Genomic DNA, 23,507 nt, shown 5'->3' on the forward strand with positions numbered 1-23,507 from the left:
CCGTAGGAGCGCGGCTTGCCCGCGAAGGACCGCAAAGCGGTCCCAAGCCTGAAATACAAAGGAGATACCTATGCTGAAGAAGAACCTGATCACCCTCGGCCTGCTGGCCCTGAGCAGCCTGGCCCAGGCCGGCCAGACCATCGATGTCTACCGCGATCCGAACTGCGGCTGCTGCAAGGAGTGGATCACCCACCTGCGCGACAACGGCTACACGGTCAACGACCATGTCGAGCCGAACATGAGCGCGGTCAAGCAGAAACTCGGCGTCGCCCCGCGCCTGGCTTCCTGCCATACCGGCGTGCTCAACGGCCAGTTCATCGAAGGCCACGTCCCGGCCGAACAGATTGCCCTGCTGGGCAAGCGCCCGGACCTCAAGGGCATCGCCGTGCCGGGCATGCCCATGGGCTCGCCGGGCATGGAAATGGGCGATCACAAGGACGCCTACGAGGTCATCGGCCTGACCGCCGAGGGCAAGGACGAAGTGGTGGCGCGCTACTGATCAGACCGGATTGTCCCTGCCAAGGGGACAATCTGTCTTTCCCGACCTGGATTGTCTGAATCCGGTCGCGCCTGCAGAATGCCTGCTCCTTTTTCAACGCTGCCCCCGCAGCTCATGGAGTCCGAGCGATGCCACACGAAGGCAGCCTTCTGCAAACCGCGGTGATCTTTCTGCTGGCCGCCGTCATCAGCGTGCCCCTGGCCAAGCGCCTGCAACTCGGTGCCGTGCTCGGCTACCTGCTCGCCGGCGTGGTCATCGGCCCGCAGGCCCTGGGACTGATCCGCGATACCCAGAGCGTCGCGCACATTTCCGAGCTGGGCGTGGTCCTGCTGCTGTTCATCATCGGCCTGGAACTGTCGCCACGGCGCCTGTGGCTGATGCGCAAATCGGTGTTCGGCGTCGGCCTGGCCCAGGTCCTGCTGACGGGCGCGGTGATCGGCGGCATCGCCCTGTTCGGCTTCGCCCAGTCGCTGCCGGCGGCAATCGTCCTCGGTCTCGGCCTGGCCCTGTCGTCCACCGCGTTCGGCCTGCAGAGCCTGGCCGAAAACAAGCAGCTCAACGCCCCGCACGGTCGCCTGGCCTTCGCCATCCTGCTGTTCCAGGACATCGCCGCGATTCCGCTGATCGCCCTGGTCCCGCTGCTCGCCGCCACGGGCCCGGACACCAGCCACGGCGACAGCCTGGGCCATGGCCTGCGGGTCTTCGCCAGCATCGCCATCGTCATCGTCGGCGGGCGCTACCTGCTGCGACCGCTGTTCCGCATCGTGGCCCGCAGCGGCCTGCCGGAAGTCTCCACCGCCACCGCGCTGCTGGTGGTGATCGGCACTGCCTGGCTGATGGAACAGGCGGGAATTTCCATGGCCCTCGGCGCCTTCCTCGCCGGCCTGCTGCTGGCGGACTCGGAATACCGCCACGAACTGGAATCGCAGATCGAACCCTTCAAGGGCCTGCTCCTGGGCCTGTTCTTCATCAGCGTGGGCATGGGCGCCAACCTGCGCCTGCTGCTGGACATGCCGCTGTTGCTGATCGGCCTGACCCTGTTGCTGGTCGCGGTGAAACTGGTGCTGCTGATGCTGGTCGGGCGCTTCGCCGGTGGCCTGAACACCCTCAACGCCCTGCGTCTCGGCGTGGTCCTGGCCGCCGGTGGCGAGTTCGCCTTCGTGGTGTTCAAGCTGGGCCGCGACCAGGGCCTGTTCGATGCGCAGACCTACGACCTGCTGCTGATGACCATCACCCTGTCCATGGCCATCACCCCGCTCCTGCTGCTGGGTTGCGCGCGACTGGTCAAGCGTCCGCCGGCGCCCCGCGAAGTGCCCGAGCAGTACAAGGTCATCGCCGGCGATGCGCCGCGGGTGGTGATCGTCGGCATGGGCCGCATGGGCCAGATCGTCGCGCGCATCCTGCGGGCGCAGCAGATTCCCTTCATCGCCCTGGACACCTCGGTGGATGCCATCGAGATGACCCGCCTGTTCGAAGAAGCACCGGTGTTCTACGGCGATCCGCAGCGTGCCGAAGTGCTGCATGCGGCCAAGGTTGGCGAGGCCGAGTACCTGGTCATCACCACCGACGATCCGGAGGCGACCACCCGCACTGCCGAGCGGGTCAAGCAGTTGTACCCGCACCTGAAGGTGCTGGCCCGGGCGCGCAACCGCCAGCACGTGCACAAGCTGGTGGACGTGGGTGCCGAACCGATTCGCGAGACCTTCCACTCCAGCCTGGAGATGAGCCGCATGGCCCTGGTCGGGCTGGGTTTGAGCGAGCAGCAGGCGGACGAGCGGATTCGCCGTTTCACCCGGCATGACGAGGAGGTGCTGGCGGCCCAGGGTCGGGTCCGCGATGACAAGGACAAGGTGATGCAGACGGCCAAGGAAGCCCGGGTGGAACTGCAACGCCTGTTCGAGTCGGATACGCCGTGATGCATATCGGCGCTGGCTGCGCCGGGCAGCGAGAAATATCCTACAAGGCCTTTGGAAAATGATGTTGCCCATACCGTGCTGAGCTACTGGGGTCTGTTTCTCGCCGCCTTCGGCGCCGCCACGCTGTTGCCGCTGCAATCGGAGGCCGTGCTGGTCGGCCTGCTGCTGCATGAGCCAGGGGCGCTGGCCAGCCTGTTGCTGGTGGCGACCCTGGGCAATGTCCTGGGCTCGATCGTCAACTGGCTGCTCGGCCGGGCCATCGAACGCTGGCGCGACAAGCGCTGGTTCCCGTTTTCCGCCGCGCAACTGGACAAGGCGCAGCAACGCTATCGACGCTACGGCCAGTGGTCGCTGCTGCTGAGCTGGATGCCGCTGATCGGCGACCCGCTGACCCTGATCGCCGGCATCATGCGCGAGCCGTTCTGGCGTTTCGTGCTGCTGGTCACGATCGCCAAGGGCGCACGCTACCTGGTGCTGGCGCTGATCACCCTGGGCTGGTTCAGCCACTGACTTTCCAGATCATCGCCTCGGTCCAGCCCAGCTCGGCGAAATCCTGGGCACGCAGGTGGGCTTCTTCCTCGCAGAAGAACTCGTCCAGTTGCGGCGGACGCACGTCGGTCTCCGCGAGCATGGCGTGAACCTGGCCGCGGTGGTGAATCTGATGCTCGAACAGATGCGCCAGCAGGCGCAGGCGCTGGTCGCGCTGGACCCGTTCGGGGCGCACGATGCTCACATAGCGCTGCAACTGGTCATCGCGCAACTGGCTGCAATAGGCGATCAGGCGGCGGTCGCTCTGCGCCTGTTCGCGTTGCAGCTGTTCGGCGTCGTCGAACGGCTCCTGCGGCTCGAAGAAACGCCCGGCCTCTTCGTCCGCGGGCTCGCCGCGCAGCTCGCACTCCAGCGCCTGCAGGTAGAACCAGTCGACGGTGAGCAGGTGGTTGAGGGTGGCCTTGATCGACGGGAAGAAACTGCAACGCGGCGCGACGAACTCGTCGCGGCTCAGTTGCCGGCAGGCCTTGTACAGGCGGTGGTTGGCCCAGGCATTGTTGTAGGCCAGGGTCAGCAGGTGGTGCGACAGTGGCTCGCTCATGTGCACGTCCTCAGCGGAAACGTTGCAATTGCATTTCCCGCAGACGGCTGAGTGTCCGTCGGAACGGGAACTCCAGATACCCTTGAGTGTAGAGCGCTTCCAGGGGAACTTCGGCCTCCAGATAGAGCGCCACGCGCTGGTCGTAGCATTCGTCGACCAGCGCGATGAAGCGGCGCACGCCGTTGTCCTTCGGCGACAGTTGCGGCAATTCGCGATCGCCGGCCACCACCCGTTCGATGCCATCCTCGGTGCCACGGGCGATCCGTCCCGGTTGCCGCGGCGCCCCCAGGGCCGGCACGGCACTGAGCAGGATCGCCTCGAAACGCTCGCACAGGGCCATGAACTCCATGGCTGCCAGGGGTTGTTCGCACAGCTGCGAATAGTCGCACCAGAGCACCGTTTCGCTGCGCCGGATGACCTGCACGCTGCGGTAACCGACGGCCAGGTCGGCAGCGCTGCACGGCTGATCGCCGCTCAGCGTGTAGAACAGCGCCGCCAGGGCGCAGGGCTGGTCCGCCTGGCGCAACCAGTAGCGCTGCTGGCCAGCGCCGGGGTGCAGGCGGTGGTCCTGCTCGCCGTGGACCGGCACCACCGCCATGGATGCCTCGATGGCGGCGATGGCCGGGAGGAAGCGTTCACGGTTGAAACCATCGGCGTACAACTGTCGCGGCGGCTGGTTGGAGGTCGCGACCACCACCACACCGGCTTCGAACAGCTCCTGGAACAGGCGGCCCAGGATGATCGCGTCGCCGATATCGTTGACGAACAGCTCGTCGAAACACAGCACGCGGATCTCGTCGGCGAGTGACCGGGCCAGCGCCCGCAACGGATCGGCGGTGCCGTTGAGCTGGAACAGGCGCTGGTGGGTCCAGCGCATGAAGTGGTGAAAATGCTGGCGCCGCGCGGGGATGCTCAGGCAGCGGTGGAACTGGTCCATCAGCCAGGTCTTGCCCCGGCCGACCGGGCCCCAGAGGTACACGCCCGGCGCGGGTCTGCCGCTCCGCACGGCGTCGAAACAGGCCTGCAAGGCTTCGACAGCCGTTTCCTGGGCGGGATCGACGACGAAACCCCGTTCGCCGATGGCCTGCTGGTAGAGCGCCAGGGGGGTATCGCTGGACATGAAGGGCCCTGTGGGAAAAAGGGCACAGGGTAACCCAGGAATGCCTTGCATTGTGTAAGGATTTGGGCGCAATGCTGCGCGGATCCAGCAGGAGCGAGCTCCGCTCGCGAAAGGCTGCGCAGCAGCCCCGATAACTACTCGGCCAACCCGACCTTGAACAACTGCCCATCCTCGTCATCGGTCAGCAGATAGAGAAACCCGTCCGGCCCTACCCGCACATCACGGATACGGGCATTCAACTGGCCGAGCAGGCGCTCTTCATGGACGATCCTGTCGCCTTTCAGTTCCAGGCGAATCACTTCCTGCGCCGCCAGCGCGCCGATGAACAGATTGTGGTCCCACGGTTTGAAACGCCCGCCGTCGTAGAACGCCATGCCACTGATCGCCGGGGACTTCTCCCAGACATGATGCGGCGCCACGGTGCCCTGCACCTCCTTGCCCTGCGCTTCGGGAATCGGCGTCAGCGAGTAGTTGATGCCATGGGTCGCCAGCGGCCAGCCGTAGTTCTTGCCGGGCTTGGGGATATTGATCTCGTCACCGCCACGCGGACCATGCTCGTGGGTCCACAACTGCCCGGTCCAGGGATTGAGCGCCGCGCCCTGCTGGTTGCGGTGGCCGTAGGACCAGATCGCCGGCTGCACGTTGCGCTGTCCGACGAAGGGATTGTCCTTGGGAATCTCGCCATCGGGCAGGATGCGCACCACCTTGCCCTGCAGCTTGTCGAGGTCCTGGGCGGTGGGACGCTGGTTGTTCTCGCCGAGGGCAATGAACAGATAGCCGTCGCGGTCGAACACCAGGCGCGAACCGAAGTGGTTGCCCGTGGACAGCTTCGGCTCCTGGCGAAAGATCACCCTGAAATCCTCCAGCCGGGTCAGATCGCCCGATAGCCGTCCGCGGCCCACCGCGGTACCGGCCTTGCCCTCCTCGCCGCCGCCCTCGGCGTAGGACAGATACACCAGGCGGTCCTCCTTGAAGGTCGGCGACAGCGCGACATCGAGCAGGCCGCCCTGGCCCTTGGCCCAGACCTCCGGCACGCCGCTCAACGGCGCACCGACTCGCCCCTCGGCCGCGATCACCCGCAGGTTGCCCTGGCGCTCGGTGACCAGGATGCCCTGGTCGTCCGGGAGGAACGCCAGGGCCCAGGGATGCTTCAGGCCTTCGGCCAGGGTCGCGACCTTGAGCGTGCCCTCCTCGCTGGGGAAGGTCCGTTCAGGCGCGGCGTGGGCGATCGAGGGCAGCAGTGCGGCGGTGGCGAAGGCAAGCAGCCAGGCGCGTGAGATCATGCGGGATTCCTTTCTGAGGCGCGATCACGGCGCACGCTGTGAGTCGCGGGGTGGACGGATGGGTTCCAGGCGCGGCGGGCGCTGTTCGCGGCGCAGGTTGTCGCCATTGCCGATGCCGCGGTTTTCGAGGGTCGGCAGACGTGTGTCGGGCTGGGTGGAGGGGCCGCGCACGGGCGGCGTGGCGGGGACGCTGCCTTGCTGGCTGTTGGGATTGATCTCGCGGATCGGACCGCTGCGCGGATCACCGGCGCCCGCGCTCAGCGTCAGGCCACTGCCGAGCGCCAGGAGCAGGGCCGCGGCCAGGATTCGTCGTGACATGGAGCACCTCCCGCACAGTGGCATCTCAACGGTTGGATAGCCTAAGCCGCGAGAGGTTCGCGCAGAAAGCGCCACGACCGGCGCAGGTGATTCATTTTGTTACAGGGGAAAGAGTTGCCCAAGTGTTCGGCTTTCGCTGTCGCCGTGCATTTGCCACACTCCGGGACAACGCTTTGCTGGAGATCCCGCCCATGCCCGCCCACCTTTTTTCGCGTGCGCTGCGCAATACCCTAGGCCTGCTGCTAGTGCTGACCCTGTCGGCCTGCGCGCTGTTCCAGGGGCGGGACCCGGTAAACATCAGCGTGATCGGTATCGAGCCGTTGCCCGGCCAGGACCTGGAATTGCGCATGGCGGTGAAACTGCGGGTGCAGAACCCCAATGAAACGCCGATCGAATTCGATGGCCTGGCATTGAACCTGGAGGTGAACGGCCAGCCGCTGGCGGCCGGGGTCAGCGACCAGCGCGGCAGCATCGGCCGCTTCAGCGAGCAAGTGCTGACGGTGCCCGTGAGCATCACGGCGTTTTCGGTGTTGCGCCAGGCCCTGGGCCTGAGCCGGATGAGCAGCCTCGACGGCATGCCCTACGAGGTGCGCGGCAAGCTGGCTGGCGGCGCCTTCGGCAGCATGCGCTTCCACGACCGCGGCACCTTCGAACTGCCGCGCTGACGATCAGGCCTTGCTGGCGCTCGCCGCGGCCATCAGCTTGTTGACTTCGCTGCGCACCATGTTGGCGTACTCCGGTGGCGCCATGCCGTCCAGCTCGGCACGTACCCACTCCGCCCACTTGCCCTTGCGCCGCGGCTTCTCGCCGATCAGCCGGGCGGCTTCGCCCTTGGCCTTGGCCAGGTTGGTCTGCCACAGCTCGAACAGCCGGGATTTTTCGTCTTCGATCTCGGCCCGTTCGGCAAAGCTCTTGTTGGCCAGATTGAAACTCATGGGGTAATTCCTGCCACTTGAAAATGGGCGTTATCTTACACTGTAGCCGCCGATGCCCGGCAAACCGCTGCAACTTTCCGTACGAGCGGGCATCCATTGAGGACGATCGATCATTTCTTCGAGGAAGCGTAGATGGCCAGGAAAACCACGCAGCACAGCGACAGCGAGCAGATCAAGGACCAGGCGTTCAGCGAGTTGCAGGCGCTGATCGAAGAATCGGAAAAACTGCTCAACGACAGCGCCGCGCTGGTCGGCGAGGACGCCGAGACCCTGCGCGCGCAGTTGCAACTGAAGCTGAAGCAGGCCAGCCGCGCGGTGGGCACGGTGCGCGACAAGGCCAGGCCGGTGGTGGATGCCACCGAGCACTACATTGGCGGGCATCCGTGGCAGACCGTGGCGATCTCGGCGGGGTTCGGCCTGGTGATCGGGTTGTTGCTGGGGCGGCGCCCCTGAAACGCAGGCCCGCCACCGCCCTCCTCCGTAGGAGCGAGGCTTGCCCGCTCCTACGGGGGTAATGGGTCCACCACGCTCAATCAGCGCAGTTGCAGCGGGTCCACCACCGCACAGGCAATCGCCATCCCCACCAGTTCCGGCAGATGCTCGGCCTGCATGCGCTTCATCACCCGCGAGCGGTACAGGTCCACGGTCTTCACACTGACCTCCAGTTGCTCGGCGATCTCCCGGTTGGTATAGCCCTGCACCAACGGCACGAAGACATCGCGCTCGCGCGGGGTCAGGCTGTCGATGCGCGCCTGCACGGCGTCGCGCTGGCGGCTGCCGACCTGGACTTTCGACGAGCGCCCCAGGGCTTCCTGCACGCTGTCCAGGAGCATCTGGTCGTTGTAGGGTTTCTCGATGAAATCGCAGGCACCGGCCTTGAACGCGCGCACCACGATCGGCACGTCGGCATGCCCGCTGACGAAGATCACCGGCAGGTCGATGCCCCGCGCCCGCAGCGCCTCCTGCACGCTCAGGCCGCCCATGCCGGGCATGCGCACATCGAGCAGCACGCAGGCCGGCAGGTCGCCCTCGCAGGCGTCGAGAAACGCCTGGCCGCTGGTGAATGGCAATGCCTCCAGGCCCACCGACTCGAGCAACCAGACCGTGGAGTCGAGCATGCCCTGGTCATCGTCGACCACATAGACCTTCGGATCCTGCATCAAAATCCCCTTGTTCAAACACTCGCCGCCGGCGCCAGCCGACAGCTCAGAATCAATCCCCCACCCTCGCCCGGACTGGCCGACAAGGTGCCGCCGAAGCCTTCGACGATGCTCCGGCTCATGCTCAGGCCAAGGCCCAGCCCTTCGGGCTTGCTGGTGGTGAACGGCGTGAAGATGCCGTCCAGTTGCTCCGGCGCCACCCCTGGCCCCTGGTCGATCACCCGGATCAGCAGGCGCGCGCCTTCCTGCTCGCCACACAGCAGCACCCGCGACGGCTGCCCGGGCTGGCGCTCGCGATTGGCATCGATGGCGTTGCGCAGCAGATTGAGCAGCACCTGCTCGAGCAGGACACGGTCGGCGTAGACCGGCGGCAGATTGTCCGTCATTCGCTGCTCGATCGTCACCTGCGCCTGATTGGCCTCCCACGCGCACAGACGCACCGCCTCGCGGGCGACCGCGGCCACCGACAGCGCCTGCAGACGCCGCGGCTCCTTGCGCAGGAAGGCGCGCAGGCGCTTGATCACTTCGGCGGCGTGGGTCGCCTGTTCGCTGATCCGCTGCAGGCCCTGGGCGACCCGGCCGGCGGCCTGCGGATCGCGCTCCAGGGCGTGCAGGTAACGCTGGCTGGCGGCGGCATAGTTGAGCACCGCGGCCAGCGGCTGGTTGATTTCGTGGGCAATCCCCGAGGCCAGTTCGCCGAGGGTCACCAGGCGCGCGGTATGGGCCAGTTCGTCCTGGTGCCGACGCTGCTGGGTCTCGCGCAGTTCGCGTTCGGTCATGTCGCGGGCCACCAGCGAGTAGTAGCGCTCGCCGCCGGCGGCGCTGTGCGCCAGCAACACCAGCGAGACCGGAAATGCCGCGCCGCCAGGGTACGGTGCCAGCCGCGCCTCGCACTGCCAGACGCCCTCGCGCTCGGCGCACAGCCAGCCTTCGGCATCCAGGCGCTGCAAGGCCTCGCCATCGAGCAGTTCGCGCAGGCGTGGCGCCAGTTGCACATCGGTCAGGCCCAGCGCACGGCGCGCCGAAGCATTGAGGTAGGTCAGGCGCCCGTCCGGGTCGGTGAACAGCACCAGGTCGGTGTTGGCCTCCACCACCTCGGCCAGGCGCCGGCGGTTTTCCTGGGCCTCGATGCGCACGCTGATATCCCGCGATACGCTGACGATCTCCACCACCGCACCGGTATAGGTTTCGCGGATGGCCCGGCTGGCGATCTCGAACCACAGGTCGCGGCCATCGCGATGGCGGAGCCGGCAGGTCATGGTCTGGTAGCCATCGCGCTCCAGCGCCGCCGAAGCCAGGGCCAGGTACTGGCGGCTATCGTGGGGATGCAGCAGCGACTGCACCGCGACGCCACGCAGCTCTTCCGGCCAGTAGCCGAGCAGGCGGTACGAGGCCGGCGACGCATCGAGGAAGCAACCGTCGGGGGTGTGCCGGGAAATCAGGTCGGTGGTGTTCTCGGTGATCAACCGGTACAGGCGCCGGGCCTGGGCCGCCTCGCGTTCGGCCCGGCGTTCGCCGGTGGCGTCGCGGCAGCGGGCGATGACCTGGTCGGCACCGGCGGGAATGAAAGTCCACAGCAGGATGCGCTCACCGGCCTGGCTCTCGACGTCGCTGATCGCCCGCTGCTGGCCGAGGCAGGCGCTGACCAGCGCGGCATGGTTGGCCGGCAGCAGCAGCGCCAGGCTCTGCGGCGGCCAGCCGTTGAGTTCGGCGAGCATGGCCGGGTTGGCCGCGCGCAGGACGGCACCGGCATCGAGCAGCAACGAAGGCTGCGGGTCCTTGTCGAGCAAGGCCGAGGGAATCGAGGTCACAGCAATGGCTCCGCTATTTTTATAGTACTTATACCATATTGCTATAGTCTATCTTCCATGTAACATGGCGAACAGCGTAAAAATTGCACCACCGGAACCGGCACCCCGTGAGCCCGTTCCATGAAACCTGATCAGAGCTAACAATCAGCCATCGGAGGTTTCAGCAGACGCTTCGGCGTGGGCTGCCTCCTGCACAGGACCACGCTTGTATGTCTATCTTCTCCCAGGGTTTGCAGCCCGCCCCCGTCAACCATGTCGCCCTCACCCCGCTGAGCTTCATCGAACGCACCGCCGCCGTCTACGGCGACTATCCCGCGGTGATCCACGGTTCGATCAGGCGCAACTGGCGGGAAACCTACCAGCGCTCCCGGCGCCTGGCCAGTGCCCTCGCCGGTCGCGGTATCGCCCAGGGCGACACGGTGGCGGTGATGCTGCCGAACATCCCGGCCATGCTCGAGGCGCACTTCGGCGTACCGATGATCGGTGCGGTGCTCAATGCCCTCAACGTGCGCCTCGACGCCGAAGCCATCGCCTTCATGCTGGAACACGGCGAAGCCAAGGTACTGATCACCGACCGCGAGTTCCACAAGGTGATCAGCGCCGCCCTGCAACTGATGAGCCATCCGCCGCTGGTGGTGGATGTGGACGATCCCGAGTACGGCGAAGGCTGCGCGGTCAGCGAGCTGGATTACGAGGCCTTCCTCGCCGAGGGCGACCCCGAATTCGCCTGGCAGTGGCCCGAGGACGAGTGGCAGGCGATCTCGCTGAACTACACCTCCGGCACCACCGGCAACCCCAAGGGCGTGGTCTATCACCACCGCGGCGCCTACCTCAACTCCCTCGGCAACCAGATGACCTGGGCCATGGGCAACCACCCGGTGTACCTGTGGACCCTGCCGATGTTCCACTGCAACGGCTGGTGCTACCCGTGGACCGTCACCGCCCTGGCCGGCACCCATGTGTTCCTGCGGCGCGTCGATCCGCAGAAGATCCTCACCCTGATCCGCGAGCACCAGGTCAGCCACCTGTGCGGCGCGCCGATCGTGCTCAACGCACTGATCAACATGCCGGACTCGGCCAAGGCGGCGATCGACCATCCGGTCAACGCCATGGTTGCCGGCGCCGCGCCACCGGCCAAGGTGATCGGCGCCGTCGAGGAAATGGGCATCAAGGTCACTCACGTCTATGGCCTGACCGAGGTCTACGGCCCGGTGACCGTGTGCGCCTGGCATGCCGAGTGGGATGAAAAGCCGCTGCAGGAACGGGCGCGGATCAAGTCGCGCCAGGGCGTGCGCTACGCCACCCTGGAGGGCCTGATGGTCGCCGACCCGCAGACCCTCGAACCGGTTGCGCGCGACGGCAACACCCTGGGCGAGATCTTCATGCGCGGCAACACCGTGATGAAGGGCTACCTGAAGAACCCCGAGGCCACCGCCGAGGCCTTCCGCGGCGGCTGGTTCCACACCGGCGACCTGGCGGTGTGGCATGCGGACGGCTACGTCGAGATCAAGGACCGGCTCAAGGACATCATCATTTCCGGCGGCGAGAACATCTCCACCATCGAGGTGGAAGACACCCTCTACCGCCACCCCGCGGTGCTGGAGGCCGCGGTGGTCGCCCGTCCGGACGAGAAATGGGGCGAGACCCCCTGTGCCTGGATCACCCTGAAGGCCGGTTACGAAGACACCCGCGAAGCCGAGATCATCGCCTTCTGCCGCGAACACCTGGCCGGCTTCAAGCTGCCCAGGACCGTGGTCTTCCGCGAGTTGCCGAAGACCTCCACCGGCAAGATCCAGAAGTACCTGCTGCGCGACTGGACCAAGGCGCTCTGATCCCTCTTCCTTATTTGCGAGAAACACGATGCCTGAATTCAATGCCCCGCTGCGCGACATGCGCTTCGTCCTCCATGAAGTGTTCCAGGGCCCGGCCCAGTGGGCACGCCTGCCGGCCCTGGCCGCCGCGGTGGATGCCGAGACCGCCGACGCCATCCTCGAAGAAGCGGCGAAGATCACCGGCCAGCTGATCGCCCCGCTCAACCGCAGCGGCGACGAACAGGGGGTCGGCTTCGACGCGGGCAAGGTCACCACGCCGGACGGCTTCAAGGAGGCCTGGCGCACCTACAAGGACGGCGGCTGGGTCGGCCTGGCGGGCAACCCCGAGCACGGCGGCATGGGCATGCCGAAGATGCTCGCGGTGCAGTTCGAGGAAATGCTCTACGCCGCCAACTGCAGCTTCAGCCTGTACTCGGCGCTGAGCGCCGGCTGCTGCCTGGCCATCGACGCCCATGCCAGCGACGAACTGCGCGCGCTGTACCTGCCGCGCCTGTACAGCGGTGAATGGGCCGGGACCATGTGCCTGACCGAACCCCACGCCGGTACCGACCTGGGCATCATCCGCAGCAAGGCCGAAGCGCTGCTCGATGGCAGCTACGCCATCAGCGGGACCAAGATCTTCATCACCGGCGGCGACCAGGACCTGACCGAGAACATCGTCCACCTGGTCCTGGCCAGGCTGCCGGACGCGCCGAGCGGGCCCAAGGGCATCTCGCTGTTCCTGGTGCCCAAGCGCATGGTCAACGACGATGGCAGCCTGGGCGTGGACAACGCAGTGAGCTGCGGCTCGGTCGAGCACAAGATGGGCATCAAGGCCTCCGCCACCTGCGTGATGAACTTCGACGGCGCCGTCGGCTACCTGGTGGGCGAGCCCAACCGCGGCCTGGCGGCGATGTTCACCATGATGAACTACGAGCGCCTGTCCATCGGCATCCAGGGCATCGGCTGCGCCGAGGCGTCCTACCAGAGCGCGGTGGCCTATGCCCGGGATCGCCTGCAGAGCCGCGCGGCCACCGGCCCACAGGCGCAGGACCGGATCGCCGACCCGATCATCGTCCACGCCGATGTGCGGCGCATGCTCCTGACCATGCGCGCCCTGACCGAGGGCGGACGTGCCTTCGCCACCTACGTCGGCCAGCAGCTGGATAGCGCCAAGTACGCCGAGGACGCCGGCGACCGCGAGGCGGCGCAACGCCTGGTGGCGCTGCTGACCCCGGTGGCCAAGGCGTTCTTCACCGACACCGGCCTGGAAAGCTGCGTGCTCGGCCAGCAGGTGTTCGGCGGCCACGGCTACATCCGCGAATGGGGCCAGGAACAACTGGTGCGCGATGTGCGCATCGCACAGATCTACGAAGGCACCAACGGCATCCAGGCCCTCGACCTGCTGGGCCGCAAGGTGGTGGCCGACGGCGGTCAGTCCCTGGCCCTGCTGGCGGCAGAAATCCGCACCTTCTGCGCCAGCGCGCCGCCCCATGCCGAAGCGTTGCTGGACGCCCTGCAACGCCTGGAGAGCACCAGCCAGTGGCTGCGTGAACAGGCCACCCGGGATGCCAACGCGGTCGGTGCGGCGTCGGTGGAGTACCTGCACCTGTTCGGCTACGTGAGCTACGCCTACATGTGGTCGCGCATGGCTGCTACCGCCCTGGCCAGGCGTGCCGACGAGCCGGACTTCTACGAGGCCAAGCTGGCCACGGCAGCGTTCTTCTTCGCCCGCCTGCTGCCGCGGGCACTGTCCTTGCAGGCCAGCATCCAGGCGGGCAGCGATAGCCTGTTCGGGCTCGAGGCCGAGCAGTTCTGAGTGAGCGGGACATGGCAAGCCACACGGTTTGCCATGATCTGCCGACCTTTGGTCGGTTTGTGCGGGAAAAATCGATTTTGCAGGGGGTTTCCTGCAAATAAATCTTACAACTGATAGTGATTCGCCATGATCTTGGTTCCTGCTGCCTGCCTGCCAAGGGTAGAATGGCCAAAACCGGGAGTTTCAATGAATCAGGTCAGCCCCAGCGATGCCGAACTCAATGCCATCACCGATGCCGCCGCGCATTGGTGCATGCGCCTGCACGCTGACGACTGTACCGTCGAGGAACACGCCGAGTTCGAACAATGGCTGAATGCCAACCCCTTGCATCGCCAGGAATTCGAAGCGATGCAGGAAATCTGGATCACCGCCGACCACCTGCCGCGCCCTCCCGCCCCTGCGCAGATCCTACAACTGCCGGTGAAACCAAAGCCCCAACCGCAGCGTGCGCGCCATTATGCGTCGGCGGCGGTGATCACCCTGCTGGCCCTGCCACTGGCCGGCTGGGTCGGCTGGGAACAGGGCTGGTTGCCCAACGACTACCAATCGGAGCAGAGCAGCGACAGCCGCCGGACCGTGACCCTCGGGGACGGCAGCGAGGTGGAGCTGAACCTTGGCACGTCCCTGCGCTACCTGCGCTTCAAGGACGAGCGCCGCGTTGTCCTGAGCAAGGGCGAGGCCTTCTTCAAGGTCAGCCATGACCTGCAGCACCCGTTCGTGGTGCGCGCCGGCAGCGGCCAGACCCAGGTCACCGGAACCCAGTTCAACGTGTGGAAGTACCAGGACCAGGTCAAGGTGACCCTGGTGGAAGGCTCGGTGCTGGTCAGCAGCGACAGCTTCAAGCTCGGCAGCGGCTATCGCCTCGGCCCGGGCATGCAGGCCAGCTACAAGGCCGGCGACCTGGAGCCGAGCCTGAACCAGACCTACGCCAGCGACAGCAGCCTGGCGTGGCGCAACGGCAAGCTGGTGATCGACAACCTGACCCTCGACCAGGCCCTGCCGCTGATCAACCGCTACCTGGAAAACCCGCTGCGCCTGGCCGACGCAAGCACTGGCAGTGTCCGCATCAGCGGGATCTACAACACCGGCGACGTGAAGCGCCTGGTGCGCACCTTGCCCAAGGTGCTGCCGGTGTATCTGACCCAGGACAAGAATGGCGATACGGTGCTGAACCGGATTTCGCCACCGCCGAAGAAGGGCTGAAGCCCCTCCCCTCAATGCGCCCCCCGTAGGAGCTGGCTTGCCTGCGAAAGGACCGCGCAGCGGTCCCAGACCTCACCGCTATCGGGGACCGCTGCGCGGTCNTTTCGCAGGCAAGCCAGCTCCTACAGGGATTTCTGTCGGCCAGGAACCGGGTTTTACAACACCATCGCCGCCACCCACCCCGCCGCCAGCAACGGCAGGTTGTAGTGGATGAACGTCGGCACCACGGTGTCCCAGATATGGTGGTGCTGGCCATCGACGTTCAGCCCCGAGGTCGGCCCCAGGGTCGAGTCCGAGGCTGGCGAGCCGGCATCGCCCAGGGCACCCGCGGTACCGACGATGCACACGGTGGCGATCGGATCGAAGCCCAACTGCACACACAGCGGCACGAAGATCGCCGCGAGGATCGGCACGGTGGAGAACGACGAGCCGATGCCCATGGTCACCAGCAACCCCACCAGCAGCATCAGCAGGGCGCCGATGCCCTTGCTGTGGTCGATCCAGGCCGCCGAGGTTTCCACCAGGGTCTTGACCTCGCCGGTGGCCTTCATCACTTCGGCGAAACCGGAGGCGGCGATCATGATGAAGCCGATCATCGCCATCATCTTCATGCCCTCGGTGAACAGGCTGTCGGTGTCCTTCCAGCGCACGATGCCGGACACCGAGAAGATCAGGAACCCGACCAGCGCACCGATGATCATCGAGTCCAGCCACAACTGGATGATGAACGCCGCGGCAATGGCACAGCCCGCCACGACCAGGGTCAGGGGGTTGTAGCTGACCGCCACCTGCTCGACCTGCTCGATCTTTTCCAGGTCATAGACCCGCTTGCGGCGATAGCTGAAGAACACCGCGATCAGCAGCCCGACGAGCATGCCCGCGGCGGGAATGGCCATGGCCTGGGTGACGTTCACCCCACTGACGTCGACACCGCTGCGGGCCACGTTGGCCAGCAGGATTTCATTCAGGAAGATGTTGCCGAAGCCCACCGGCAGGAACATGTAGGGAGTGATCAGGCCGAAGGTGATGACGCACGCCACCAGGCGCCGGTCGATCTGCAGGCGGGTCAGGACATACAGCAGTGGCGGTACCAGCAGGGGAATGAAGGCGATATGGATCGGCAGGATGTTCTGCGAGGAAATCGCCACCACCAGCATCAGGCCGACCAGCAGCCATTTGACCCGCACGCCCCGGGCTTCGCTCTGCCCATGGAACATCGCCAGGGCGCGATCGGCCAGGGCGTGGGCCAGGCCGGACTTGGCGATGGCCACGGCAAAGGCGCCAAGCAAGGCATAGGACAGCGCCACCGTGGCACCGCCGCCCAGACCGCCGTTGAAGGCCTTGAGCGTGCCCTCGATACCCAGACCACCGACCAGCCCACCCACCAGCGCGCCGATGATCAGGGCGATGACCACATGCACGCGGGACAGGCTCAGTATCAGCATGATGCCGACCGCGGCAATGACTGCATTCATTCTCTGCGAACCCCTTGAAACGAAGAAAAAGCGACAGCGTCGGCGACAGATTTGCCCTCAGGCAATGGCCGATTGACGGTATGTTTTTTGGAAGGCGCACACTCTGAAGCAGCCCTCCCCCGTTGTCAAAGTACAACGCTCCATAGAGGTGCGAGGGTCGCCTGAATGACCGAAAACGGCGCAATTCAATTGACTGTTTGAATAAAGAAACAGGTGCAGCGGCCGTTACAGACGGCAGTGCCCATTTCTTCTGGTTCAAAGGATTCGCCAAATGTCCCTCAGACAGCTTTCCATCCAATGGAAGATCACCCTGCTGGCCGGACTTTGCCTCGCTGGCATCGTCACCCTGCTGGTCGGTCTTTCGCTGTATCGCATGGAGCACACCACGGATCTGGTCAAGGCCAGCAGCATGCAGATGCTCACCGAAGCCGCCGAAGGCCGCATCGAGTCCCAGGGCGAAGTCCAGGCGCTGAACATCCGCCGCCAGTTCATGGATGCCTACCAGTACGGCGCCGGTTTCTCGCGCCAGGTGCTGTTCCTCCGCGAACAGGCGGAAAAACGCTTCCTCGATGCCTTCGACCTGCGCGAGGACCTGACTCGCCAGGTGCGCTCGGCGCTGCAGGCCAACCCCGAACTGCTCGGCCTGTCGCTGGTGTTCGAAGCGAACGCGCTGGACGGCAAGGACGAACTGTTCGCCGACCAGGCCGCCATCGGCAGCAACGAAACCGGACGGTTCGCCCTCTACTGGTCGCAGCCGAGCCCGGGCCAGCTGACCTCCATGGCCCTGCCCGAGCGGGACATGGCCGACACCACCATCGGCCCGAGCGGCGAGCCGGCCAACACCTGGTCGGTGTGCCCGCGCACCACGCGCAAGACCTGCATCACCGAACCCTACTTCTACGAGATCGCCGGCCAGCAGGTGCTGATGACCAGCATCGTGTTCCCGCTGATGGTCAATGACAAAGTCATCGCCACCCTGTCCATCGACATCAACCTGAACAGCCTGCAGGCCCTGAGCAAGCAGGCCAGCGCCAACCTGTACGGCGGCCAGACGCAGATCGGCATCATCACTCCGGCCGGCCTGCTCGCCGGCTACAGCCCGGATGCCGGCAAGCTGGCCCAGCGCTATACCGACGTGGACAAGGACAGCGGCGCCGAACTGATGCGCCTGCTCGGTGACGGCACCGCGCTGCACAGCATCCAGCATGCTGGCCGGCTGAAGGTCCTCGCCTCGTTCTCGCCGACCCCGGGCGCCAAGCCCTGGGGCGTATTGCTGGACGTCCCGGAAAGCGCCCTGACCGGCCCGGCCGAAACGCTCAAGCAGGAACTCGACCAGCGCAACACCAGCGGCGCGATGATCGAACTGGGGCTCGGCCTGCTGGCCGCGGTGATCGGCCTGCTGCTGATCTGGCTGCTGGCCCGCGGCGTGACCCGGCCGATCCTGCATGTCGCCCACCGCCTGCGCGAGATCGCCAGCGGCGACGGCGACCTGACCAGCCGCCTGGCCTACAACAAGCAGGACGAGCTGGGCGAGCTGGCCGGCTGGTTCAACCGTTTCCTCGACAAGCTGCAGCCGACCATCGCCGAAGTGAAGAGCTCGGTGCATGCCGCCCGCGATACCGCTGACAAGTCCTCGGTCATCGCCAGCCAGACCAGCGCCGGCATGGAGCAGCAGTATCGCCAGGTCGATCAGGTGGCCACCGCGTCCCATGAAATGAGCGCCACCGCTCACGACGTCGCCCGCAGCGCGGCCCAGGCGGCCCAGGCGGCGCGCGACGTCGACCAGGCCACCCGCCAGGGTCTGGCGGTGATCGGCCAGACCACCAGCAGCATCGATGCCCTGGCCGCCAACATGAACACCGCCATGGGTCAGGTCGAAGGTTTGGCCGAGAACAGCGAGAAGATCGGTTCGGTCCTGGAAGTGATCCGCTCCATCGCCGAACAGACCAACCTGCTGGCGCTCAACGCGGCCATCGAGGCAGCTCGTGCCGGCGAAGCCGGACGCGGCTTCGCGGTGGTCGCCGACGAAGTGCGCAACCTGGCCCAGCGCACCCAGGAGTCGGTAGAGGAAACCCGCCAGGTGATCGAGCAGTTGCAGGCCGGTACCCGCGAGGTGGTGGGCGCCATGGACAGCAGCCATCGCCAGGCCCAGGGTAGCGTCGAGCAGGTCGGCCAGGCGGTGACCGCGCTGCGCCAGATCGGCGAGGCGGTGGCGGTGATCACCGACATGAACCTGCAGATCGCCAGCGCCGCCGAGGAACAGAGCGCAGTGGCCGAGGAAATCAGCGGCAACGTGGCGACCATCCGCGACGTCACCGAGTCGCTGTCGCACCAGGCCGAGGAATCGGCGCGGGTCAGCCAGGCGCTGAACAGCCTGGCCAACCAGCAGCAGAGCCTGATGGATCACTTCCAGGTCTGATATTCACGCGCGTTCTGCAGGCGCTGGCTTGTCGTGTGACGAACCACTGCGAAAGGACCGCGCAGTGGTCCCAGATGGGTGGACTCAATCAAATCGCCGGGACCGCTGCGCGGTCCTTTCGCGAGCAAGCTGCGCTCCTACAGGGGCCTTGCAGCCGGCGAAGTCAGCGCCCTGCCCTGCGCGGCAGCTCGATATGCACCCGTAGCCCACCCAGCGGGCTCTCGCGCAACTCCACCCGGCCATGCCAGGCCTCGACGATATCGCGCACGATACCCAGTCCCAGACCATGCCCGGCGACCTGTTCGTCCAGCCGCGCACCACGCTCCAGCACCCCCTGGCGGGCATCGGCAGGAATGCCCGGGCCGTCGTCGTCGACCCATAGCTGATAGCTGTCCGGCGCCTGCCGGATGCCCAGGCAGACCTCGCTGTCCGCCCATTTGCAGGCGTTGTCCAGCAGGTTGCCGAGCAGTTCCAGCAAATCCTCGCGATCCCAGGGCAGGGACAGGCCGGCGGCCACTTCATGGCGAATCAGCAGACCATCGCCATGAATCATGCCCAGGGTCGCCAGCAGACCAGGCAGCTCGACAGCACAATCGAAATGCGCACCGGGCAAGGCATCGCCGGCCAGGCGGGCGCGGTTCAGTTCGCGACTGAGGCGCTGCTGGATCTGCTCCAGCTGTTCGCGCAACTGCGCCGCCAGCTCCGGCGAGTCGCGCAGACGCTCGCTGGACGCCAGGCTGAGAAGCACCGCCAGCGGGGTTTTCAGGGCATGGCCGAGATTGCCCAGGGCGTTGCGCGAACGGCGCAGGCTGTCCTCGGTATGGGCCAGCAGATGGTTGATCTGCGCTACCAGCGGCTCCAGCTCGCTCGGCACCTGGCTGTCCAGTTGCGTGCGCTTGCCCTGTTGCAGTTGCGCGATCTGTTCGCGGGCGCGCTCCAGCGGACTCAGCGAGCGCTTGACGATCAGGCGCTGCAGGACCAGGACCAGGATCAGCGCCAGCAGGCCGAGCCCCAGGCCGATCTGCTGCAGGCGCCGAAAGCCGTCGCGCATCGGTGTGTAGTCCTGCGCCACGCTGATGGAGATCGCCTGGCCCTGGCGGCGATAGTCGGCACGCAACACCAGCAGTTGCTGGCCTTCCGGCCCGAGTTCGAGGTCATCGCGCAGTCCGGCGGCCGGCGGTTGTGGTAGTTCGGCATCCCAGAGCGAGCGGGAGCGCCAGGTCTTGCCGTCGAAGTCGATGCGGAAGTAGTAACCGGAGAACTGCCGGTTGTAGGCTGCGGAAATCCTGCGCTGGTCCAGTTCGATGCCATTCGGGCCCTGGACCATGGCCACCAGAAGGTTTTCGCTTTCCTTGCGCAGGCCGCTTTCCAGGTAACGATGCAGGCCCACTTCGAACAACCACAGGCTGACCTGGGCCAGGGCCAGTCCGACCACCACCAGCACCCCGACCAGACCGAGGCTGAGGCGTGACTGGATCGACCTCACTGCACCGCCCCGCCGAACCGATAGCCCTGGCCGCGATGGGTTTCGATCACCCCGCGCCCGAGCTTGCGGCGCAGGTGGTTGACATGCACTTCGAGGACGTTGGAGTCGCGTTCGGTTTCACCGTTGTAGAGGTGCTCGGCCAGATGGCTCTTGGACAGGATCTGCTGCGGATGCAGCATGAAATAGCGCAGCAGGCGAAACTCGGCGGCGGTCAGTTGCACATCCTCGCCGTCGCGACTGACGCACTGGCGGCCTTCGTCCAGATGCAGGCCGGCGGCCTCCAGGGTCGGCTGGTTGGCCAGGCCGCGGGCACGGCGCAACAGGGCCTGGATGCGCAGTTGCAGCTCTTCGGGATGAAACGGCTTGCTCAGGTAATCGTCGGCACCGGCCTTGAGCCCTTCGATGCGATCGGCCCAGGAGCCGCGCGCGGTGAGGATCAGCACCGGCGCCAGCAAGCCACCGGCGCGCCACTGCTGCAGCACTTCGAGCCCGGGAATGCCGGGCAGACCGAGGTCGAGCACGATCAGGTCATAGGGTTCGCTGGCCCCCTGCCAGACCGCGTCGCGGCCATCGGCCAGCCAATCCACCGCGTAGCCCAGGCGCTGCAGGCTGGCAGTCAGTTCATCGGCGAGGGAGACATTGTCCTCGACCAGGAGCAGGCGCATCAGTCATCTTCCTCATCTTTGAGCAGCGTGCCACTGGCGGCGTCCAGCTTGATCTCGCGGACCACGCCTTCGCCGGTCAGCAGCTCGACTTCGTAGACATACACATCATCGTCCTCCTCCAGTTCGGCCTCCAGCAAGCGCGCCCCGGGATAACGCCCCAGGGCCGATTGCAGGAGCTGTTCCAGCGGCAGGATCACGCCTTCGCGACGCAGGTGCAGGGCTTCGTCCTGGTCCAGGTCGCGAGCCAGGGCCAGCGAGCAGAAGGCCAGCAGGGCAGGCAACGCCCAGCGGGCCTTGCGCGAGAGGTACGGCATCAGTTGTCCTGGACGTTCTTCAGGATTTCGCCGGTCTTGGCATCCATGTCCACGTCCCACTCGACGTTCTTGCTGTCACGCAACTCGACCTTGTAGATGTAGCGGCCATATTCGTTTTCCAGCTCGCTGTCCTTCACCGTCGCGCCCGGATGCTGGGCCAGGGCTTTCTGCTTCAGGGCATCGAGGGGCTGGATCTGCTGGCTCTGCACCAGTTTCACCACTTCATCGGGTTGTACGTCCTGGGCCAGGGCGACGTTGGCACTCAGGGCCAGGGCGGCGGTAGCGAACAGGGTAGTCAGGATTTTCATGTTGGTTTCTCCAGAAAGGTCAATCGGGTACGGTGGAAAGTCTACCCAGGCGAACTTAATTGAACCTGAAAACGGCTGGCGACATGATAGCGCAGCTCTGCCCCGCACCCTCGCGGGGATTCCTTATACTTGCCGGCTTCGGCAGAGCGAGACCCTTATGACCGCCATCCACAGCAACTATCCTGCGCTGACCCTCAAGGCGGGCAAACGCGCGCTGGCCCGGATTCACCAACGCGGTCTCGGCGCGGCGGATGTCGGCGTACTACCGGGCGCCGCCGGCGGCCCCAAGGCCCTGGGTATCCAGGGGCTGGACCTGGCGTTGTTCGGCGACTGGCTACCGAGTGCGCCACGGGAGCGCGCGCTGATCGGCGCCTCGATCGGCTCCTGGCGCTTCGCCAGCGCCTGTCTGCCGGACCCGGCCACGGCCATCCGCCGCCTTGGCGACCTGTATACCGCGCAGGACTTCGCCAGGGGCGTGACCCAGGCCGAGGTCTCGGCGAGTTGTCAGCGCATGCTCGACGACCTGCTCGAAGGACGTGACGCCAGCATCCTCGACAACCCCGATTACCGGCTGAACATCGTCGTGGTGAAAAGCCATGGCCTGCTCGCCGACGATCACCGCGGGCGCCTGGGCATCGGCCTGTCGTCGGTGATCGCCGACAACCTGCTGGGTCGGCCGCGCCTGGCCCGCCATTTCGAACGCATCATCCTGCATGACGCCCGCAGCGCGCCGCCGCTGCATGCGCTGACCGACTTCCCGTCGCGCTACCTGCCACTGGCCGGGGACAACCTGCGCCATGCACTGCTGGCGTCCGGATCGATCCCGATGGTGATGGAAGGTGTGCGCGACATTCCCGGCGCCGGGGCCGGCACCTACCGCGACGGCGGTCTGCTCGACTATCACCTGGACCTGCCCTACAGCGGTGAGGACATCGTGCTCTACCCGCACTTCACCGACAAAGTGATTCCCGGCTGGTTCGACAAGGCCCTGCCCTGGCGCCGCGGCGATACCGATCGCCTGCAGGACGTGCTGCTGCTCGCGCCATCGCCGCAGTATCTGGCGCGCTTGCCATACGGCAAGTTGCCGGACCGCGGCGACTTCAAGCGCTTCATGGGTGACGCCGCGGGACGCCAGCGTTACTGGCACACGGCAATGAGCGAAAGCCGGCGCCTGGGCGACCAGTTTCTCGAATGGGTCGAGCGCGGCGCGCTGGGCGACCATCTGCAACCCTTGTAGCGACCTTGCTGGTAAACTGCGCCCCAGCATTGGTTCTCAGAGTTATTAATCCGTGGAAATCTTCAAGGAATTCACCTTCGAATCGGCACACCGCCTGCCGAACGTCCCCGCCGGTCACAAGTGCGGTCGCCTGCACGGCCACTCGTTCAAGGTCGCCCTGCACCTGAGCGGCCCGCTGGATCCGCATACTGGCTGGATTCGCGACTTCGCCGAGATCAAGGCGATCTTCAAGCCGCTCTACGAGCAACTGGACCATAACTATCTGAACGACATTCCCGGCCTGGAAAACCCGACCAGCGAAGTGATCGCCAAGTGGATCTGGGATCAGGTCAAGCCGCTGTTGCCAGAATTGAGCAAGGTACGTATCCACGAAACTTGCACCAGCGGTTGCGAGTACACCGGCGACTGACGCTATCGTTTTTAGGCAATCAAGAAGGGCTTGCTGTGGTTATCCGGCAAGCCCTTTTTTCTGCACATCGATTTTTCGCAGCGGAAAAGACAAAACCCCTACCTGCATCAGCAGATAGGGGTTTCGGAATTGAATCTTGACGATGACCTACTCTCACATGGAGAAGCTCCACACTACCATCGGCGATGCGTCGTTTCACTACTGAGTTCGGGATGGGATCAGGTGGTTC

General features: G+C 65.8%; 23 protein-coding genes, 1 rRNA gene and 1 pseudogene. 12 read left to right on the plus strand and 13 right to left on the minus strand.

Annotated features, from left to right (window positions below; all coding sequences use genetic code 11):
* Positions 1–70 precede the first annotated feature (70 nt).
* The 3 genes from RTI28_RS17535 (at position 71) to RTI28_RS17545 (ending at position 2,925) form a co-directional block, all read left to right on the plus strand.
* Positions 71–499 (plus strand): DUF411 domain-containing protein, encoded by a 429-nt coding sequence (locus RTI28_RS17535; RefSeq protein WP_316921633.1) that lies wholly within the window; start codon positions 71–73, stop codon positions 497–499.
* A 128-nt stretch (positions 500–627) separates the two neighbouring features.
* Positions 628–2,415 carry a monovalent cation:proton antiporter-2 (CPA2) family protein gene (locus RTI28_RS17540; protein WP_316921634.1) on the plus strand — a complete coding sequence of 596 codons (1,788 nt, stop codon included), beginning with the start codon at positions 628–630 and terminating at the stop codon, positions 2,413–2,415.
* A 75-nt stretch (positions 2,416–2,490) separates the two neighbouring features.
* Positions 2,491–2,925: a YqaA family protein gene (locus RTI28_RS17545; RefSeq protein ID WP_316921635.1), complete on the plus strand. Its 435-nt coding sequence runs from the start codon at positions 2,491–2,493 to the stop codon at positions 2,923–2,925.
* Here RTI28_RS17545 and RTI28_RS17550 read toward each other — a convergent pair.
* From RTI28_RS17550 to RTI28_RS17565, 4 genes are all read right to left on the minus strand, one after another.
* Positions 2,915–3,505, minus strand: coding sequence for a DinB family protein (locus RTI28_RS17550; protein ID WP_316921636.1), 591 nt, complete (start codon positions 3,503–3,505; stop codon positions 2,915–2,917). The genes RTI28_RS17545 and RTI28_RS17550 overlap by 11 nt on opposite strands.
* A 10-nt stretch (positions 3,506–3,515) precedes the next feature.
* A complete protein-coding gene (gene zapE, locus RTI28_RS17555) occupies positions 3,516–4,625 on the minus strand; it encodes a cell division protein ZapE (protein ID WP_316921637.1) in 1,110 nt (369 codons plus the stop codon).
* Between the two features lie 134 nt (positions 4,626–4,759).
* Positions 4,760–5,908 carry a PQQ-dependent sugar dehydrogenase gene (locus RTI28_RS17560; protein WP_316921638.1) on the minus strand — a complete coding sequence of 383 codons (1,149 nt, stop codon included), beginning with the start codon at positions 5,906–5,908 and terminating at the stop codon, positions 4,760–4,762.
* Between the two features lie 24 nt (positions 5,909–5,932).
* Positions 5,933–6,226, minus strand: a complete 294-nt coding sequence (locus RTI28_RS17565) for a hypothetical protein (RefSeq protein ID WP_316921639.1) — start codon at positions 6,224–6,226, stop codon at positions 5,933–5,935.
* A 191-nt stretch (positions 6,227–6,417) separates the two neighbouring features.
* On the opposite strand from RTI28_RS17565, the gene RTI28_RS17570 reads away from it, so the two are divergent.
* On the plus strand, positions 6,418–6,891 hold the full coding sequence (locus tag RTI28_RS17570; protein WP_316921640.1) for an LEA type 2 family protein: 474 nt from the start codon (positions 6,418–6,420) through the stop codon (positions 6,889–6,891).
* Between the two features lie 3 nt (positions 6,892–6,894).
* Here the strand turns inward: RTI28_RS17570 and RTI28_RS17575 are convergent, their stop codons facing one another.
* Positions 6,895–7,161, minus strand: a complete 267-nt coding sequence (locus tag RTI28_RS17575) for a hypothetical protein (RefSeq protein ID WP_316921641.1) — start codon at positions 7,159–7,161, stop codon at positions 6,895–6,897.
* A gap of 132 nt (positions 7,162–7,293) precedes the next feature.
* Here RTI28_RS17575 and RTI28_RS17580 point away from each other — a divergent pair, with 132 nt between their 5' ends.
* Positions 7,294–7,614 (plus strand): YqjD family protein, encoded by a 321-nt coding sequence (locus tag RTI28_RS17580; RefSeq protein WP_042125592.1) that lies wholly within the window; start codon positions 7,294–7,296, stop codon positions 7,612–7,614.
* Between the two features lie 80 nt (positions 7,615–7,694).
* Here the strand turns inward: RTI28_RS17580 and RTI28_RS17585 are convergent, their stop codons facing one another.
* Together RTI28_RS17585 and RTI28_RS17590 are read right to left on the minus strand one after the other, a co-directional pair.
* Positions 7,695–8,321, minus strand: coding sequence for a response regulator transcription factor (locus tag RTI28_RS17585; RefSeq protein ID WP_042125594.1), 627 nt, complete (start codon positions 8,319–8,321; stop codon positions 7,695–7,697).
* A 14-nt stretch (positions 8,322–8,335) separates the two neighbouring features.
* Positions 8,336–10,132, minus strand: coding sequence for a PAS domain S-box protein (locus tag RTI28_RS17590; protein WP_316921642.1), 1,797 nt, complete (start codon positions 10,130–10,132; stop codon positions 8,336–8,338).
* Between the two features lie 209 nt (positions 10,133–10,341).
* Between RTI28_RS17590 and RTI28_RS17595 the strand changes: the two genes are divergently transcribed.
* The 3 genes from RTI28_RS17595 (at position 10,342) to RTI28_RS17605 (ending at position 14,965) form a co-directional block, all read left to right on the plus strand.
* Entirely contained in the window at positions 10,342–11,964 is a 1,623-nt protein-coding gene (locus tag RTI28_RS17595) for an acyl-CoA synthetase (protein WP_316921643.1), read from the plus strand.
* 28 nt (positions 11,965–11,992) lie between these two features.
* Positions 11,993–13,762 (plus strand): acyl-CoA dehydrogenase C-terminal domain-containing protein, encoded by a 1,770-nt coding sequence (locus RTI28_RS17600; protein WP_316921644.1) that lies wholly within the window; start codon positions 11,993–11,995, stop codon positions 13,760–13,762.
* Between the two features lie 186 nt (positions 13,763–13,948).
* Positions 13,949–14,965 (plus strand): FecR family protein, encoded by a 1,017-nt coding sequence (locus tag RTI28_RS17605; RefSeq protein ID WP_316921645.1) that lies wholly within the window; start codon positions 13,949–13,951, stop codon positions 14,963–14,965.
* 155 nt (positions 14,966–15,120) lie between these two features.
* Here the strand turns inward: RTI28_RS17605 and RTI28_RS17610 are convergent, their stop codons facing one another.
* Positions 15,121–16,440 (minus strand): Na+/H+ antiporter family protein, encoded by a 1,320-nt coding sequence (locus tag RTI28_RS17610; protein ID WP_316921646.1) that lies wholly within the window; start codon positions 16,438–16,440, stop codon positions 15,121–15,123.
* A gap of 490 nt (positions 16,441–16,930) precedes the next feature.
* Here RTI28_RS17610 and RTI28_RS30385 point away from each other — a divergent pair.
* Positions 16,931–18,001, plus strand: a pseudogene (locus RTI28_RS30385) (HAMP domain-containing protein); the annotation flags it as partial.
* A 102-nt stretch (positions 18,002–18,103) separates the two neighbouring features.
* Entirely contained in the window at positions 18,104–18,859 is a 756-nt protein-coding gene (locus tag RTI28_RS30390) for a methyl-accepting chemotaxis protein (protein ID WP_401253566.1), read from the plus strand.
* A gap of 163 nt (positions 18,860–19,022) precedes the next feature.
* On the opposite strand, the gene RTI28_RS17620 is transcribed toward RTI28_RS30390, so the two are convergent.
* Genes RTI28_RS17620 through RTI28_RS17635 form a run of 4 tightly spaced genes read right to left on the minus strand, consistent with a single transcriptional unit; the run spans position 19,023 to position 21,632 of the window.
* Entirely contained in the window at positions 19,023–20,345 is a 1,323-nt protein-coding gene (locus tag RTI28_RS17620) for a sensor histidine kinase (protein WP_316921648.1), read from the minus strand.
* On the minus strand, positions 20,342–21,010 hold the full coding sequence (locus RTI28_RS17625; protein ID WP_316921649.1) for a response regulator transcription factor: 669 nt from the start codon (positions 21,008–21,010) through the stop codon (positions 20,342–20,344). The genes RTI28_RS17620 and RTI28_RS17625 overlap by 4 nt, the downstream gene beginning before the upstream one ends.
* Positions 21,010–21,324, minus strand: a complete 315-nt coding sequence (locus RTI28_RS17630) for a PepSY domain-containing protein (RefSeq protein WP_316921650.1) — start codon at positions 21,322–21,324, stop codon at positions 21,010–21,012. The genes RTI28_RS17625 and RTI28_RS17630 overlap by 1 nt, the downstream gene beginning before the upstream one ends.
* A complete protein-coding gene (locus RTI28_RS17635; RefSeq protein ID WP_316921651.1) occupies positions 21,324–21,632 on the minus strand; it encodes a PepSY domain-containing protein in 309 nt (102 codons plus the stop codon). Before RTI28_RS17635 ends, RTI28_RS17630 begins: the two co-directional genes overlap by 1 nt.
* A 157-nt stretch (positions 21,633–21,789) precedes the next feature.
* Here RTI28_RS17635 and RTI28_RS17640 point away from each other — a divergent pair, with 157 nt between their 5' ends.
* Positions 21,790–22,869 (plus strand): patatin-like phospholipase family protein, encoded by a 1,080-nt coding sequence (locus RTI28_RS17640; protein ID WP_316921652.1) that lies wholly within the window; start codon positions 21,790–21,792, stop codon positions 22,867–22,869.
* A gap of 52 nt (positions 22,870–22,921) precedes the next feature.
* Positions 22,922–23,278, plus strand: coding sequence for a 6-carboxytetrahydropterin synthase QueD (gene queD / locus RTI28_RS17645; RefSeq protein ID WP_316921653.1), 357 nt, complete (start codon positions 22,922–22,924; stop codon positions 23,276–23,278).
* 134 nt (positions 23,279–23,412) lie between these two features.
* On the opposite strand, the gene rrf is transcribed toward queD, so the two are convergent.
* Positions 23,413–23,507, minus strand: a 5S ribosomal RNA gene (gene rrf, locus RTI28_RS17650); the annotation flags it as partial.

Origin of the sequence: Pseudomonas sp. zfem002 (genome assembly GCF_032621685.1) — a bacterium.
Classification (GTDB): domain Bacteria; phylum Pseudomonadota; class Gammaproteobacteria; order Pseudomonadales; family Pseudomonadaceae; genus Aquipseudomonas; species Aquipseudomonas japonica.